Origin of the sequence: Virgibacillus kekensis (assembly GCF_042654125.1) — a bacterium.
Classification (GTDB): Bacteria; Bacillota; Bacilli; order Bacillales; family Amphibacillaceae; genus Lentibacillus; species Lentibacillus kekensis.
On the sequence record NZ_JBHSFU010000008.1, the window covers coordinates 1 to 14,731 of the forward strand.

The following is a 14,731-nucleotide window of genomic DNA, read 5'->3' on the forward strand; positions in this document are numbered from 1 at the left end:
GGATACTAATAGATCGAGGACTTAACTAAATCTTTATCTGATGTCATGCGAGGCTCTTATTTAGTTTTTAGGGTACAAAATCATAAAAAACTCTTGCTTTTTTGTGAGAAAGTGCCTATAATAGAGTTTGTTGCTGATTTAAATAAGTGTCTGGTGGCAATAGCGGAGAGGTCACACCTGTTCCCATGCCGAACACAGAAGTTAAGCTCTCCATCGCCGATGGTAGTTGGGGCTTTGCCCCTGCAAGAGTAGGACGCCGCCAGGCAATATTAAATCTTAATTTAATACTTTTTCTTATCGCGGGGTGGAGCAGTCTGGTAGCTCGTCGGGCTCATAACCCGAAGGTCGCAAGTTCAAATCTTGCCCCCGCAACCAAATTATTTCAACTTACTAGCTCGAACTACATCTATGCTAGTTAAAAATCAGTAGTACTTTGAAGTACAACCAATGGTCCGGTAGTTCAGTTGGTTAGAATGCCTGCCTGTCACGCAGGAGGTCGCGGGTTCGAGTCCCGTCCGGACCGCCACTTTTTATTTGTAACATGATTTCCATCGGGGAACATGTTTTTTTTATTTGTACATAACTTTTGAACAAGATCGCTTTCCATGGGAAGGCGTTTTTTTATGTGGATTTTGATTCGTTGTATGTGCTTTTCCTGTGTTTGTTTTTCTTTTCAGCCTCTTTTTGCTATCATTATCATAGTTAACGACAGGGAATGGTGGTAAACTATGGACGAGTTTGATTTTATAAATTCGATTAAACAACCAACTTACAGGCAATCTTCCGTAATAAAGGGAATAGGCGATGATGCTGCAGTCATCCGGCAAACAACACAGGATACTGTAACTGCGGTTGATACGTTTGTGGAAGGCGTGCATTTTACTAATGTAACAATGGAGCCATTTCATATCGGTTATCGTGCAGTCGCAGCGAATGTTAGCGATTTGGCAGCTATGGGAGCAACGCCTGCTTTTTATCTTGTCTCCATTGTAATCCCGTCCTCGTGGAATAAGGAAGAACTTAATCAAATCTATAAGGGAATGCACAAAATGGCTTCCATTCATAATATGGATTTGATAGGTGGAGATACTGTTTCCGGCAAAGAGCTTACCATTTCTGTAACGGTAATTGGATTCGCAGACAAAGATAAAGCACGCTATCGTAGTCATGCTGCTGCCGGTGATATTGTTTTTGTTACAGGGACATTGGGAGACTCCAGGGCTGGTCTTCATATATTAGAAAATCCGGGGACATACAAGGATACGGATTATTTCCTTAATCGACATCGCTTACCTGAACACCGTGTTTCTTTTTCAGAGAAACTTGGAAGTCTTAAGCGAGTGTCACTGAACGATGTCAGTGATGGTATTGCTAATGAAGCAAACGAAATTGCCGAAGCATCGAAGGTGAGTCTGCACATAGAGGAAAACAGCATTCCTGTTAGTAAGCAATTTTATCAGTTCCCGGATAAGCTTCAATACGAATGGAAGCTTTTTGGCGGGGAAGATTTCGAACTTCTCGGAACTGTCCCGAAGCATGATTGGGAAAGGGTAATAACTGCAGCTGAGGGAACGAATACACCGGTTACTAAAATAGGATACGTTTCGAATCAAACCAAGAGCGATGTTTATATAGAAAGGGATGGCCGGAAGAAGCCGTTGTTTAAACAGGGCTATACCCACTTAAAGTAGGTGAGAAAATGAGTAAGCGTCAAATAAAAACAGATACCAGTGAGGAGACAATAAGACTTGCCGAGAAACTGGCAGTATTGTTGGAACCCGGTGACGTTCTTACATTGGAAGGCGACTTAGGGGCTGGAAAAACTACCTTCACAAAAGGTATTGCCAACGGGATCGGTGTAAGCCGAACGGTTAATAGTCCCACGTATACGATTGTAAAAGAGTATGAAGGAGAACTTCCTTTATATCATATGGATGTCTATCGGCTCGAAGATTCTGATGAGGATATAGGTTTTGATGAATATTTTAACGGCAAGGGGATATCAGTTGTTGAGTGGGCGCAGTTTATCGTAGAATATCTTCCGGAGAATCGGTTGGACATCAAGATTTCCAATCTGGATGAAAATTCAAGGATGATTGAGTTTTATCCGCATGGGGCCCATTTTAAAACTGTTATCGCTGAACTTATCGGTTGAATTAAGGAGTTATTTTAATGAATATACTTGCAATGGATACATCAAACCAGGCACTTGGCGTAGCTTTATTAAAGGATGGACAGCTTGCCGGGGAAATGGTTACAAATATAAAAAAGAATCATTCGGTACGATTAATGCCTGCAATTGATCAGTTAATGCGGGAAGTTAATATGCTGCCAGATGAGCTTGATAAGGTTGTGGTTGCTAAGGGGCCAGGCTCATATACCGGTGTGCGGATTGGGCTTACAACCGCTAAATCAATGGCATGGGCCCTGGATATTCCGGTTATTGGAGTTTCGAGCCTTGAGGTACTTGCGTATCAAGGTAGTTTTTTTGACGCCGCTGTATGCCCATTTTTTGATGCGCGAAGGGGTTTGGTCTACACAGGGTTATATCAGTGGGATGAGGGGAAATCTCAGCTGCTGAAAGAAGAACAGAACATTTCAATGGAAAGCTGGTTGCAGCAGCTAGGGCAAGTCAATCATAAGATAATGTTTTTAAGTCCTGATATTAAGGTTCACCAAGACGCCATTCTGGAGGCTCTTGGCGATCAGGCTATTATCCCGGAACAACCTTTCCATATTGCTAAACCATCCCATCTGGCTATTGCTGGAATGAATAAAAACCCAGACCATACGCATACATTGACCCCTAACTATTTACGCTTGGCGGAAGCGGAAGCGAACTGGAAAAAGAAACAGAAGGAAAACCAGAATGATGGCTAAAATGGTAATTCGCGAGATGAAGCCTTCTGATATTGAGGAAGTACTAGAAGTTGAGAAAGCAACTTTTGAGACACCATGGTCAAGGGACATATTTGTTCAGGAACTGGTCAGCAACCGGCATGCTTATTATTATGTAGTGGAAATAGATGGGCGTGTAATTGGTTATGCTGGAATGTGGCTGGTGATTGACGACGCACAAATAACCAATATTGCCATAAAACCTGCGTATCGTGGTAACAAATTGGGTGGGAAATTATTTTTATATACAATCGAGCAGGCAATCAGGATGGGAACAAAGCGATTATCCCTCGAAGTACGAGAATCTAATGTAGTTGCACAGCGTATGTACCGAAAATTTGGTCTGGTACCTGGTGGCCTACGTAAAAATTATTACACTGATAACCAGGAGGATGCTATTGTTATGTGGGTGAATTTAGATGGAAAATGAAAAATATATTCTCGGAATTGAAACTAGCTGCGACGAAACTGCCGTGGCAATCGTCAAAAATGGTAGAGAAATAATTTCCAATGTAGTCGCTTCCCAAATTGATAGCCATAAGCGATTTGGAGGAGTTGTACCGGAAATAGCATCCAGACATCATGTTGAACAGATCACTGTTGTGCTTGAAGAAGCTTTTAATGAAGCAAAGGTTACCTGGGATGACATTGATGCCATAGCAGTTACGGAAGGACCAGGGCTTGTTGGAGCTCTGTTGATAGGTGTTAATGCAGCCAAGGCGCTTGCATTTGCGAAAAATAAACCGCTAATTGGTGTGCATCATATAGCCGGCCATATCTATGCAAACCGCTACCAGAGTGAGTTCAAATTTCCGCTACTTGCATTGATTGTTTCAGGCGGGCATACGGAATTGGTCCTGATGAAGGAACATGGCAGCTATGAATTGATTGGTGAAACTAGAGATGATGCAGCAGGTGAAGCTTATGACAAGGTTGCACGCATGCTTGGACTTCCATATCCGGGAGGACCGCATGTGGACAAGCTTGCTGCCGTTGGGGAGGAGAGTATTAATTTTCCTCGTGCCTGGCTGGAGGATGACAGCTTTGATTTCAGTTTTAGCGGCTTAAAGTCTTCTGTTATCAATACTATACACAATGCTGAACAGCGTGGCGAGGAAATCAAAAAAGAGGATATTGCTGCAAGCTTTCAGGCAAGTGTTGTGGATGTATTAACAACTAAAACACGGAAAGCAGCGCAAAAGTATCAGGTAAAACAAGTTATTGTGGCAGGAGGCGTAGCTGCCAATCAGGGTCTGCGGAAGGCATTGGACGAAAAGTTTGCTGACTCGGGTATCCCATTACTTATCCCTCCATTGAAGCTTTGTACGGACAACGCTGCGATGATAGCTGCCGCCGGGTTTATCTCGTACGAAAGAGGGCTGCGAGCCGGCTGGGACTTGAATGCAAACCCATCGCTCATCCTGAAATAAGTTATCCACAACCATGTGGGTAATGTTTGTAAAAGTAGACAGTACTTGGCCTGTGGATGTGCATAAAAATTGTGGAAAACCTAGCGTTAACCTGTGGATATAGTGGATAACTCTGTTGAAAACCTTGAAAAGGGCTGACTTTTTGTATATATGTCTGTGGATAACGTTAATAACTGTTCCAACAGATCTCTTAAACTAATCGAAATCTGGTGAAGGTATATGTCGAATAAACAGTCCTATTATATACAAAGTGACTTGCTGTTCCTTTTGTTTCTGTTCATCTGTGTCAGTCTGATATCGATTTATAATGCACAGCAGCTTCCACAGTACGGAGGGGAAAACTTTGTACTCAAACAATGCGTATGGTTTGCGGCAGGTATAGTAGGAGCGGCAGTTATTCAGTTTGTAGATCTTGAACAGCTCTTTAAAGCCAGCATCTATATTTATGGGCTAGGGATACTGGTATTGATCGTTCTGTTAATTAGCCCTGACAGTATTGCCAGGGAGATACATGGAACGAAAAGCTGGTTCACCCTCCCAGGACTGTCGATACAGCCTGCTGAATTCACAAAAATAACAACCGTACTGTTCCTCGCTGCAGTAATCACGAAACATAAGAAAAAATATGAAGTAAGTAATCTTGGCAGTGATACATTTTTATTGTTCAAAATTATTTTTGTAACAGCAATCCCTGTATTCTTTATTCTATTGCAGCCCGACTTTGGAACCTCAATGGTCTATGTGTTTATTGCCGGGTTAATGGTTCTTTTATCGGGAATTGACTGGAAGATAATACTAAGCTTGATTCTTGCAGTGTCCATTATTCTCGGAGGGGCCGTGGGATTTATTGTTAAGTTCCCTTCCCTAGCAGAGGAATACATAGGGCTTGATCCTTATCAAATTGATCGTGTAATGACCTGGATTAATCCAACGGAACAGGACAGCGATGATACATACCATTTTGATCTTTCAGTGCTTGCGCTGGGCTCAGGGCAGCTATTTGGAAAAGGGATGGATAGTCTTGAAGTGGAGACGCCTGAGGCACATACAGACTTTATCTTTTCAGTAATCGGGGAGAGCTTTGGGTTTCTGGGCACATCGGTTGTTATCTTTTTGTATTTCCTATTGTTATACAAACTAGTAACATTGGGTTTGTACAGTTCCAGGTATTCGTTGTTTGGTTCATTTTTAAGTTTTGGCTATCTGGGGATTATTCTTATCCATGCTTTTCAGAATATCGGAATGACGATTGGTATCATGCCAATAACTGGGATCCCATTATTACTTATCAGTTACGGTGGAAGTTCCGTGCTGGCAACCATGGTTGGTTTTGGTGTGATTTACCGAGTAGCTGTGGAAAACTCCATTCAGCGCAGTTATTTATTCTAGATAGAAACGGCGATTAACTTTAGCAATCCAATCTTTATAGAAATTGGGCTGCTTTTTTATTGTACCTAAACTAAACCAGCAGAATAGCGGGATATCACAGCGTAGAACGGGAATTAAAAAAATCACCTCAAATGAGAAAAATAGCGGATTGGGAATCCAGCAAGTCAGCAAAGCGGTTCCTCATTCCGTTAAAAGGGAAAAAAGGGGGAAAGTGGATTCTGGTTCTGTTAAATGGATTATATCAATAGATTTTAAGGTGAAATAGACACATAACTGAACCAGGATCCGAAATCAAGCTTTAACGGAGAAATTAGAGGAAATAGCGGAATGATAATCCGACAATCAGCCAATCCAGGTAGATATATGAAAAAAGTCAGGGTATAAACTATTCTAATAGAAATAAATAAGGCCATATAAAGAAACGCTCCAAGCTTTTATGCTCGGAGCGTTTTCTATGTTACCCAGTCAATTCGATATTTTTAAATCTGTAATGATTTTAGGTCGTTTCTTCCTGCAAAGCGGTCCATTCTTCCAGCAGCTTCTCAATTTCTTGTTTTAAATCCCCGGTTTGTTTCGTCAGTTCCAGAGCCTTTTCATGATCCTGGTAAACTTCCGGATCGGTCATTTTTTGCTCGGTGGCCTCAAGCCTGGCTTCCAGCTCTTCAATCTTAGCTTCCAATTCATCAATCCGTCGCTGTCTTTTCCGAGCCTCCCGCTGAAGCATTTTATCCTCTTTAAACTTGGCTTTTCGGTGGTCCTGTGTATCGACAGCCTCTTTCGTTTCCTGCAGTTGTTTCAGTTCTGCCTCTTCCTGTTTCTTTTCGGTATAATAATCATAGTCACCCAGATAAAGAGTGGAGCCATCCTGTTGCATTTCAACAATCTGATCGGTGATTTTGTTTATAAAGTAACGATCATGCGATACAAAAATAATTGTGCCAGAGAAGTCCTGAAGTGCTGCCTCCAACACTTCTTTGCTGTCGATATCAAGATGGTTTGTCGGTTCATCCAACACCAGCAGATTAGCTTTTTGCATCATCAGTTTGGCAAGCGACAATCTTGCTTTCTCCCCGCCGCTAAGGGACTGGACAAGTTTTAGCACGTCATCCCCGGAGAATAGAAAGTTTCCGAGAACGGTCCGAATATCCTTTTCATTTACCAGAGGATACTCGTCCCACAGTTCTTGAAGCACTGTTTTTGTAGGGGTTAGCGTTTGTTGTTCCTGATCATAATAGCCAATTTCCACATTTGTGCCGATTTTAACTGTACCGCTGGACGGTTGTAGACCGCCGATTATCGTTTTCAGCAATGTTGTTTTTCCAACGCCATTAGGTCCGACAAGGGCTACTCGCTCACCACGGTTCACTTGTACATCCACGTTGGAAAAAATCAGGTTATCCTCATAACGGAAGGAGAGGGAGTCGATCTTCAGTACATCGTTCCCGCTCCGCCGGTTGATATCAAATGAGAAAGAGGCGGATGACTCATCGCCTTTTGGCCGTTCCATTTTCTCCATTTTCTCAAGTTGTTTACGTCTGCTTTGCGCACGTTTGGTTGTCGAAGCACGTACGATATTTTTTTGAATAAACTCTTCTGTTTTCTTAATTTCTGTCTGTTGCTTCTCAAACTCTTTCATTTCCTGTTCAAAGTCCTGGGCTTTTTGTTCGAGAAACTTGCTGTACGAACCATGATATTTCTTAGTCTTGTGTCGGGAAATCTCATAAACAATCGACACAGTTTTATCCAGAAAGTAGCGGTCGTGCGAAACAATTGTTACGGCACCTGGATAACCTGCCAGATAGTTTTCGAGCCAGCTTAGTGTATCGATATCAAGATGGTTGGTAGGCTCGTCCAGAATGAGCAGGTCAGGTTTCTTCAGTAATAGCTTCCCGAGTGCCAGACGGGTTTTTTGCCCGCCGCTAAGTTCGTTGATCGGTGTATCATAATCATAGTCATGAAAATGAAGGCCGGTTAGGACAGCTTTAATATCTGCCTCATAGCGATAGCCGCCACCTGCATCAAAAGCCTGTTGTTTCCGGTCATAATCCACAAGCAGCTGCTCATATTTTTTCTCGGAAAGTGTCGCAGCCTGTTCCATCTCTTTTTCGAGCCCGCGAAGTTCCTGTTCCTGTTTCACCAGATCCCGAAAGACTTCCACCATTTCATTCCAAATAGTTTTATCGGATTCGAGTCCAGTATGCTGGGAGAGATAGCCTGTTGTAAGATCCTTGGGCTTAATTAAATCCCCTTCATCATACGAATACTCACCCGCCATTATTTTCAGCAGGGTGGACTTACCTGCCCCATTTCTGCCCACGATTGCAATCCTGTCGTTCTCTTTTATTTCAAGTTTTACGTTGGATAATATTTCATCGGCTCCAAAAGACTTGGAGACTCCGTTAAGCTGCATAATAATCATTTCGTTCACCTCATCGTATACAAGTGTATCGTATTAGCAAATAGGCGGGCAATACAAATGTGAAATTAATCACGACTAACCTATTAATTTCTGATAAAATGGGGTATATATCATTTTCGTCTGGAGTTGATTTTTATGGCAGATTTCACACATTTTAACGAGCAAGGAAGAGCAAGAATGGTCGACATCAGTGAAAAGAATGAGACGGAACGGACGGCTGCAGCTGCTTCCAGCGTTTTTGTAAATCGCGAAATCTATGAAAAAATAACTTCCAATACCATGAAAAAAGGTGACGCGCTTGCGGTAGCTCAGGTTGCAGGGATTATGGCAGCCAAGAAAACTTCTGACTGGATTCCAATGTGTCATCCACTGCAACTAAAAGGAGTGGATATTTCATTTGACTGGAATATTGACGGGGATACATATGAAATTAGGATCAGTGCATCGGTAAAAACCAAAGGAAGTACAGGGGTGGAAATGGAAGCATTGACCGCTGCTTCCGCAACCGCATTGACCATATATGACATGTGCAAAGCAATCGATAAAGGAATGGTAATTGGCCAGACATATCTCCTGAGTAAAAAAGGCGGTAAATCGGGTGACTACCAGAGGGAAGATTAGGGGGGTAACTGGAATGGAGCAAAATAAGATACCACAGGCAACTGCCAAGCGGCTGCCGTTATACTACCGGTTCCTGAACAATTTATTTCAGCAGGGGAAGAAGCGGGTTTCTTCCGGGGAACTTAGTGAGGCAGTAAAAGTTGACTCTGCCACTATCAGAAGAGATTTTTCGTATTTCGGTGCGCTTGGGAAAAAAGGGTACGGGTATAATGTAGAATACTTACTTGGTTTTTTCCGGAAGACACTCGACCAGGATGAAGTGACCGAGGTAGCTCTTATTGGTGTTGGAAACCTGGGTACGGCATTTTTACATTATAATTTTATGAAAAATAATAATACCAAAATTGTCATGGCATTCGAAGCAAACGCAGAAAAAGCGGGAACCGATATCGGCGGAGTGCCCATCTATCATATTGATGAGCTGGAGGAAAGGATGCAGGGCGTAAGTGTAGCAATACTCACCGTTCCAGCCACCGAGGCGCAGAACATCACCAATAGGCTGACCGATTACGGAGTCTCTGGAATACTTAACTTCACACCAGCAAGAATAACGGTACCGGAGCGGGTCCGTGTCCATCATATAGACCTTGCTGTTGAACTGCAGTCACTTGTATATTTTTTAAAGCATTATCCGTTAGATTAATATTTCTATAGGGGAGCAGTCCACGAGGGCTGCTCCTTTACATTTATTTTACGTCTATCTTTTCCCTGCGCTTGGGAAGGGATTTACGGCTTTGTTAGCTAAAAAGATTTAAATGGCTGTGATTAAGAGAGTGGACTACTTGAAGAGAGAATGCGGGCGATGAACAAAGTGGAGAGAATGGTAATGCAACTCAAGCAGATGATACAACCAGCAGTCAGATCCTGCTGGTTGTGTGAGTGTACATAATTCACTTATTTTTTTGTTTTAATTTAAAATGCAGAATCAGCATCCGGATTCCTACACCGAAATCTATTGTGGCGAAGAAAGCAAGAAGAATCGTCATGAAATTCCAGACTGTATCTTCTGCACTTTGAACTGCCATATAGGTAAAGACCGACCCTAGTAGGAAATATATCAAAGACATTGTTTTAGGTGAAAGTCGCATTAGTGAATCAGCCTCCAATTAAAATCATTTGCATCTGTTCCATCTGGCGCTGCATTCTTTCTAAATCCTCAGGGTCCAGTGACAGCTGAACGATAAGTGAAATGGAATTCAACGTCATATGAACTATTATCGGAACCATAATCCGTTTGGTTTTTACATAAAGAAATGCAAATACAAAGCCCATTGATGCGTATATTAAAATATGTTCCGGCTCCCCGTGGATTATTCCGAAAATCAGTGCAGAAAGTGTAGCCGCAATGAAAAAGTTTGTGCGGACGTAAAGCTCACCAAATATTATTTTCCGGAAAATAATTTCTTCAAGAATCGGTGCAATAATCGCGGGGATAATCATAAATATAGGAGCTGCCCGTGTTATATCCATAATAACCTGCGTATTTTGTGAGCCTTGTTTAATACCGAATAACTGTACTTCTATTGTCACCGCAAGAGCTTGGGCAACATAGGCCATAATAACACCTGCAATGGACCATAAGACTAAATGGCCTGCAGAGGTGTTATCACGAACAGGTGCCTGTCGCATATCCGGCCGCATGAAAATGAGTACAGCAATCAGCCCGGCGATGAAACTGAAGATTGTCCAGTAGATTGCCGCCTGCTCCTGTGAGACAGGAAGCATGAAGTACAGAACCGGGACAAACAGCAACCCGGAAAACTGCATAATTATATAAGTTGAAATTACATACCAATAGCGTCTGGCCAAGTTAAAACTACTCCTTTTAATGTGAGGATTAGTATAGTATATGCAACAAAACGCGCTGCTAGAAAAAATTACAACATAAATATTTTATCATAATTTCCCTACACGTTATAATAGTATGGTTACGTAGGACGTTCCTGAAAAAAAGAGTAAAAATTTTAAAGGTCAATACTTGCATTTTTAATGTCAATTAATTATTATATTAATTGGAATTAGCACTCACTAACAATGAGTGCTAATAAATCAAAACAAATACATGAAAAGGAATTAAGGAGGTTGTCTACATGATTAAACCACTAGGAGATCGTGTCGTAATCGAGCTTGTTGAGCAGGAAGAAAAGACAGCAAGCGGTATTGTCCTTCCAGACTCTGCAAAAGAAAAGCCACAGGAAGGTAAAGTAGTTGCAGTAGGTTCCGGCCGTGTAACAGACAGTGGCGAAAAAGTTGCACTTGAGGTTAGCGAAGGGGACCGTATCATCTTTTCAAAATTTGCTGGTACCGAAGTGAAATACGCAGGCACAGAATACTTAATTCTTCGTGAAAATGACATTCTTGCTGTTGTAAGCTAAGCAGGATTGTCAGCATAATAACATACGAAATCAATTATCAAGGAGGAATTTAACATGGCTAAAGAAATTAAGTTCAGTGAAGAAGCCCGCAGAGCTATGCTTCGCGGTGTCGATACATTAGCTAACGCTGTTAAAGTAACGTTGGGACCAAAAGGCCGTAACGTTGTTCTGGATAAAAAATATGGTTCACCATTGATCACCAATGATGGTGTTACAATTGCTAAAGAAATCGAACTTGAAGACCATTTCGAAAACATGGGTGCACAGCTTGTTTCTGAAGTAGCTTCCAAAACGAACGACGTTGCTGGTGACGGTACAACTACAGCAACAGTTCTTGCACAGGCTATGATCCGTGAAGGTCTTAAAAACGTAGCATCAGGTGCTAACCCTGTAGGCGTTCGTCGCGGTATCGAAAAAGCTGTAGAATCTGCAGTTAAAGAACTAAAAGGTATCTCTAACCCTATCGAAGGTAAAGAATCAATTGCACAGGTTGCAGCTATCTCTTCCGGCGATAAAGAAGTAGGTAACCTGATCGCCGAAGCAATGGAACGCGTTGGGAACGATGGTGTTATCACTATCGAAGAATCTAAAGGATTCAACACTGAGCTAGAAGTGGTTGAAGGTATGCAGTTTGACCGCGGATATGCTTCTCCATACATGGTTACTGACCAGGATAAAATGGAAGCAGTTCTTGAAGATCCGTACATCCTGATTACTGACAAGAAAATCGGTAACATCCAGGAAGTACTTCCTGTTCTTGAACAAGTAGTACAGCAAGGCAAGCCACTTCTTCTGATCGCTGAAGACGTTGAAGGTGAAGCTCTTGCAACACTAGTTGTTAACAAACTACGCGGAACATTCAACGCAGTAGCTGTTAAAGCTCCTGGGTTCGGTGACCGTCGTAAAGCAATGCTTGAAGACATCGCAACACTGACTGGTGCTGAAGTAATTACAGAAGACCTTGGCCTTGATCTGAAGAGCGCAACAATCGATCAGCTAGGTCGCGCATCTAAAGTAGTTGTTACAAAAGAAAACACTACAGTTGTTGAAGGATCAGGTAATCCGGAAGCAATTTCTTCCCGTGTAGCACAAATCCGTGCACAAGCAGAAGAAACTACTTCTGAATTCGATAAAGAAAAACTTCAGGAACGTCTTGCTAAACTTGCAGGCGGTGTAGCAGTAATTAAAGTTGGTGCTGCAACTGAAACTGAACTTAAAGAACGCAAACTCCGCATTGAAGACGCACTGAACTCAACTCGCGCAGCTGTTGAGGAAGGTATCGTTTCCGGTGGTGGAACTGCATTCGTAAACGTTCTTAGCAAGATTGGCGAACTGTCACTTGATGGTGACGAAGCTACTGGTGCAAGCATCGTACTTCGTGCACTTGAAGAGCCAGTACGTCAAATCGCACACAACGCTGGTCTTGAAGGATCAATCATCGTTGAGCGTCTTAAAGGCGAAAAAGTCGGCGTAGGTTATAACGCAGCTGACGGCGAGTGGGTAAACATGGTTGAATCCGGAATCGTTGACCCAACAAAAGTTACACGTTCCGCACTGCAAAACGCGGCATCTGTTGCAGCTATGTTCCTAACAACTGAAGCTGTAGTTGCTGATCTTCCAGAAGAAGACAATAACGCAGGCGGCGGCATGCCAGACATGGGTGGCATGGGCGGAATGGGCGGCATGATGTAATATAGGTTATAAAACCTTGTTACATCAACGTTCACGACCGTATTTATCAATTATAGTGTCCGAAAAAGTGACCGACATTAGAAATTGAGGTTTAAAAGAGGTTTTCCATTAAGTTTCTAACTTTTTGGAAGCCTCTTTTTCAATGTTGTCTGTAAATGTATATTTGTGTTAATCTTTCCTAAATGACACATCTTCTTTAGTGACTCTTTAATAACTCTTTAAGATAAATTACCTGACACGTTCAACTAATCGCATAGAGCCCCTAATTAATAGTTCAGGCTTAGCACTATAACCTTCCCTTAAATTACCCGACCAATACTGTCTAGCATTATAAGAAATACGCAATGTAGATTGATCGAAATTTTCTAGTGTGAACCATGAGGCATCCGCGCGAAATACCTTGTCGTCAGGAGCATAAACTTTCCAAATTGGTTCTTTCCCTTTTAACTGAAAGACTTCCTCCCAATATCTAACATCATCTAATTTTTCCAATGCAAAAAGAGATTGGTACCTTGAAATTTTTTCGGGAAAATTAATTTTCCTTTCGTATTCAAAAATTGTTTCATAAAAATTATTCCAAGGTGTTCTGGGATCAATAGAATTAGTTAGGTACTTTTGTCCGTGTTTTGTTAGGCCCTCTGAAAATTGAGTCTCGAGTAATAAATTTGTTTCCTCAAAATTTGTAATTGATTTACTGAGTACTATATTATCCCCCTTATTAAAGTGATTTGAATGACTTCTGTCTATGTGATATGCGTACATAAAAGTTACCTCCCTTATATCAATTAATTCGGCTTTAAGACCTTAAAATCCTGCATAACATGCAGGAATAAAGTCCCTGGAATTGGGGTACTATCATTTATCGGCAAACATCATTTCAAGAGGTAAAGGACAATCTGCTGTTGCTTCTGCTTCATATCGTAGTGGTGAAAAGTTGTGGTGTGAAGGTGATCAAGAGTATAAGGATTACAGAACAAGAGAAGTACAACCTGAAACCCTAATATTAGCCCCTAAACACGCACCTGACTTTGTTTATGATCGTGAAAGGCTTTGGAATGAAGTTGAACGAGTGGAGAGCAATGTTAATAGTCAATTATCAAGGGAAATTCGAGTTGCGTTGCCAAGCGAATCCATCCAATGAAAAACAGATGGAGTTAGTGAAAAGCTATTCAGAAGATAACTTCGTTGAACGTGGTATGGTAGCTGATATTTCTATTCATAGAGATAAACAGCATAATCCACACGCCCATATCATGTTGACTATTAGACCGTTTAATGAAAATGGTTCATGGGGGCAGAAAACTAAGAAGGAATATATTCTTGATGAAGATGGAAATAAAACAAAAACGCCTAACGGAAATGTTAGATCGAGAAACATTTTCTTGACCGATTGGGGAAAGAAAGAAACGCTAGAAACATGGCGTGAAAATTGGGCTGGAAAAGTTAATGAATATTATAACGAATCAGGTTTAAATATTTCTGTTTCTCATGAATCTTATGAAAAACGAGGAATTGATAAATATGCTACCCACCGTTTGACTTATGACGAGTTGAAAGCTGAACAAGAAGCTCAAATTCAAGCTCAAATAAAGGGTGAGGAATACGAGCCAGTAACACATATGGGAATGGTTAATCAGGATATTAGAGAAACAAATGAATTGAAAGATTTACTACAACAAGAAATCATTAGTTTAGAAGATTATAAAGAAGTACTTGAAAGAGAAATTGACGAGCAATATATCCCTAATGTTAGAGATACATTTCCTTTGTCAAATCAACAAGCTGAATCAATGCAGTTTGTCGCAAAGCGTATTCATGGTTATGTGACCTATGAAAAAGCAAAAGATAATATGAAACTGTAAAGAATTGGGGTAAATCTGTTGAGTTTTCAGGGCGTAAGCTAGGTG

At 41.5% G+C, this 14,731-nt stretch carries 16 protein-coding genes, 2 tRNA genes and 1 rRNA gene; 15 read left to right on the forward strand and 4 right to left on the reverse strand.

Annotated elements, in window-relative coordinates; translation table 11 throughout:
- Window positions 1–149 precede the first annotated feature (149 nt).
- From rrf to ACFO3D_RS14305, 9 genes are all read left to right on the forward strand, one after another.
- Window positions 150–265, forward strand: a 5S ribosomal RNA gene (gene rrf, locus ACFO3D_RS14265).
- Between the two features lie 33 nt (window positions 266–298).
- Window positions 299–375 (forward strand) — tRNA-Met (locus ACFO3D_RS14270).
- 74 nt (window positions 376–449) lie between these two features.
- Window positions 450–526 (forward strand) — tRNA-Asp (locus ACFO3D_RS14275).
- A gap of 202 nt (window positions 527–728) precedes the next feature.
- Complete coding sequence (gene thiL / locus ACFO3D_RS14280; RefSeq protein ID WP_390297369.1) at window positions 729–1,691, forward strand: thiamine-phosphate kinase; 963 nt, start codon at window positions 729–731, stop codon at window positions 1,689–1,691.
- 8 nt (window positions 1,692–1,699) lie between these two features.
- The gene (tsaE, locus tag ACFO3D_RS14285; protein ID WP_390297372.1) at window positions 1,700–2,155 is read left to right on the forward strand and encodes a tRNA (adenosine(37)-N6)-threonylcarbamoyltransferase complex ATPase subunit type 1 TsaE; all 456 of its coding nucleotides are present in this window, start codon (window positions 1,700–1,702) and stop codon (window positions 2,153–2,155) included.
- Window positions 2,156–2,172: 17 nt separating this feature from the next.
- Window positions 2,173–2,880 (forward strand): tRNA (adenosine(37)-N6)-threonylcarbamoyltransferase complex dimerization subunit type 1 TsaB, encoded by a 708-nt coding sequence (tsaB, locus tag ACFO3D_RS14290; protein WP_390297375.1) that lies wholly within the window; start codon window positions 2,173–2,175, stop codon window positions 2,878–2,880.
- A complete protein-coding gene (gene rimI / locus ACFO3D_RS14295) occupies window positions 2,873–3,328 on the forward strand; it encodes a ribosomal protein S18-alanine N-acetyltransferase (protein ID WP_390297747.1) in 456 nt (151 codons plus the stop codon). Before tsaB ends, rimI begins: the two co-directional genes overlap by 8 nt.
- Window positions 3,318–4,328: a tRNA (adenosine(37)-N6)-threonylcarbamoyltransferase complex transferase subunit TsaD gene (gene tsaD, locus ACFO3D_RS14300; RefSeq protein ID WP_390297378.1), complete on the forward strand. Its 1,011-nt coding sequence runs from the start codon at window positions 3,318–3,320 to the stop codon at window positions 4,326–4,328. Before rimI ends, tsaD begins: the two co-directional genes overlap by 11 nt.
- A 219-nt stretch (window positions 4,329–4,547) precedes the next feature.
- On the forward strand, window positions 4,548–5,717 hold the full coding sequence (locus tag ACFO3D_RS14305; RefSeq protein ID WP_390297381.1) for an FtsW/RodA/SpoVE family cell cycle protein: 1,170 nt from the start codon (window positions 4,548–4,550) through the stop codon (window positions 5,715–5,717).
- Window positions 5,718–6,213: 496 nt separating this feature from the next.
- On the opposite strand, the gene ACFO3D_RS14310 is transcribed toward ACFO3D_RS14305, so the two are convergent.
- On the reverse strand, window positions 6,214–8,136 hold the full coding sequence (locus tag ACFO3D_RS14310; protein ID WP_390297384.1) for an ABC-F family ATP-binding cassette domain-containing protein: 1,923 nt from the start codon (window positions 8,134–8,136) through the stop codon (window positions 6,214–6,216).
- Between the two features lie 135 nt (window positions 8,137–8,271).
- Between ACFO3D_RS14310 and moaC the strand changes: the two genes are divergently transcribed.
- Complete coding sequence (gene moaC / locus ACFO3D_RS14315) at window positions 8,272–8,757, forward strand: cyclic pyranopterin monophosphate synthase MoaC (protein WP_390297387.1); 486 nt, start codon at window positions 8,272–8,274, stop codon at window positions 8,755–8,757.
- A 13-nt stretch (window positions 8,758–8,770) separates the two neighbouring features.
- Window positions 8,771–9,400: a redox-sensing transcriptional repressor Rex gene (locus ACFO3D_RS14320; RefSeq protein ID WP_390297390.1), complete on the forward strand. Its 630-nt coding sequence runs from the start codon at window positions 8,771–8,773 to the stop codon at window positions 9,398–9,400.
- A 247-nt stretch (window positions 9,401–9,647) separates the two neighbouring features.
- Here the strand turns inward: ACFO3D_RS14320 and ACFO3D_RS14325 are convergent, their stop codons facing one another.
- Window positions 9,648–9,845 (reverse strand): YdiK family protein, encoded by a 198-nt coding sequence (locus ACFO3D_RS14325; RefSeq protein WP_390297392.1) that lies wholly within the window; start codon window positions 9,843–9,845, stop codon window positions 9,648–9,650.
- A 7-nt stretch (window positions 9,846–9,852) separates the two neighbouring features.
- Entirely contained in the window at window positions 9,853–10,566 is a 714-nt protein-coding gene (locus tag ACFO3D_RS14330; protein WP_390297394.1) for a CPBP family intramembrane glutamic endopeptidase, read from the reverse strand.
- A 281-nt stretch (window positions 10,567–10,847) separates the two neighbouring features.
- Between ACFO3D_RS14330 and groES the strand changes: the two genes are divergently transcribed.
- Both groES and groL read left to right on the forward strand, forming a co-directional pair.
- Window positions 10,848–11,132, forward strand: coding sequence for a co-chaperone GroES (gene groES, locus ACFO3D_RS14335; protein ID WP_390297397.1), 285 nt, complete (start codon window positions 10,848–10,850; stop codon window positions 11,130–11,132).
- A gap of 54 nt (window positions 11,133–11,186) precedes the next feature.
- Window positions 11,187–12,824, forward strand: coding sequence for a chaperonin GroEL (gene groL / locus ACFO3D_RS14340; RefSeq protein ID WP_390297399.1), 1,638 nt, complete (start codon window positions 11,187–11,189; stop codon window positions 12,822–12,824).
- A 228-nt stretch (window positions 12,825–13,052) separates the two neighbouring features.
- Here groL and ACFO3D_RS14345 read toward each other — a convergent pair whose 3' ends face one another.
- Complete coding sequence (locus ACFO3D_RS14345) at window positions 13,053–13,586, reverse strand: DUF2441 domain-containing protein (protein WP_390297401.1); 534 nt, start codon at window positions 13,584–13,586, stop codon at window positions 13,053–13,055.
- Window positions 13,587–13,758: 172 nt separating this feature from the next.
- On the opposite strand from ACFO3D_RS14345, the gene ACFO3D_RS14350 reads away from it, so the two are divergent.
- Entirely contained in the window at window positions 13,759–13,965 is a 207-nt protein-coding gene (locus tag ACFO3D_RS14350) for a MobA/MobL family protein (RefSeq protein ID WP_390297750.1), read from the forward strand.
- Window positions 13,904–14,686 carry a MobA/MobL family protein gene (locus tag ACFO3D_RS14355; RefSeq protein WP_390297403.1) on the forward strand — a complete coding sequence of 261 codons (783 nt, stop codon included), beginning with the start codon at window positions 13,904–13,906 and terminating at the stop codon, window positions 14,684–14,686. The genes ACFO3D_RS14350 and ACFO3D_RS14355 overlap by 62 nt, the downstream gene beginning before the upstream one ends.
- The last annotated feature ends 45 nt before the right edge of the window (window positions 14,687–14,731 follow it).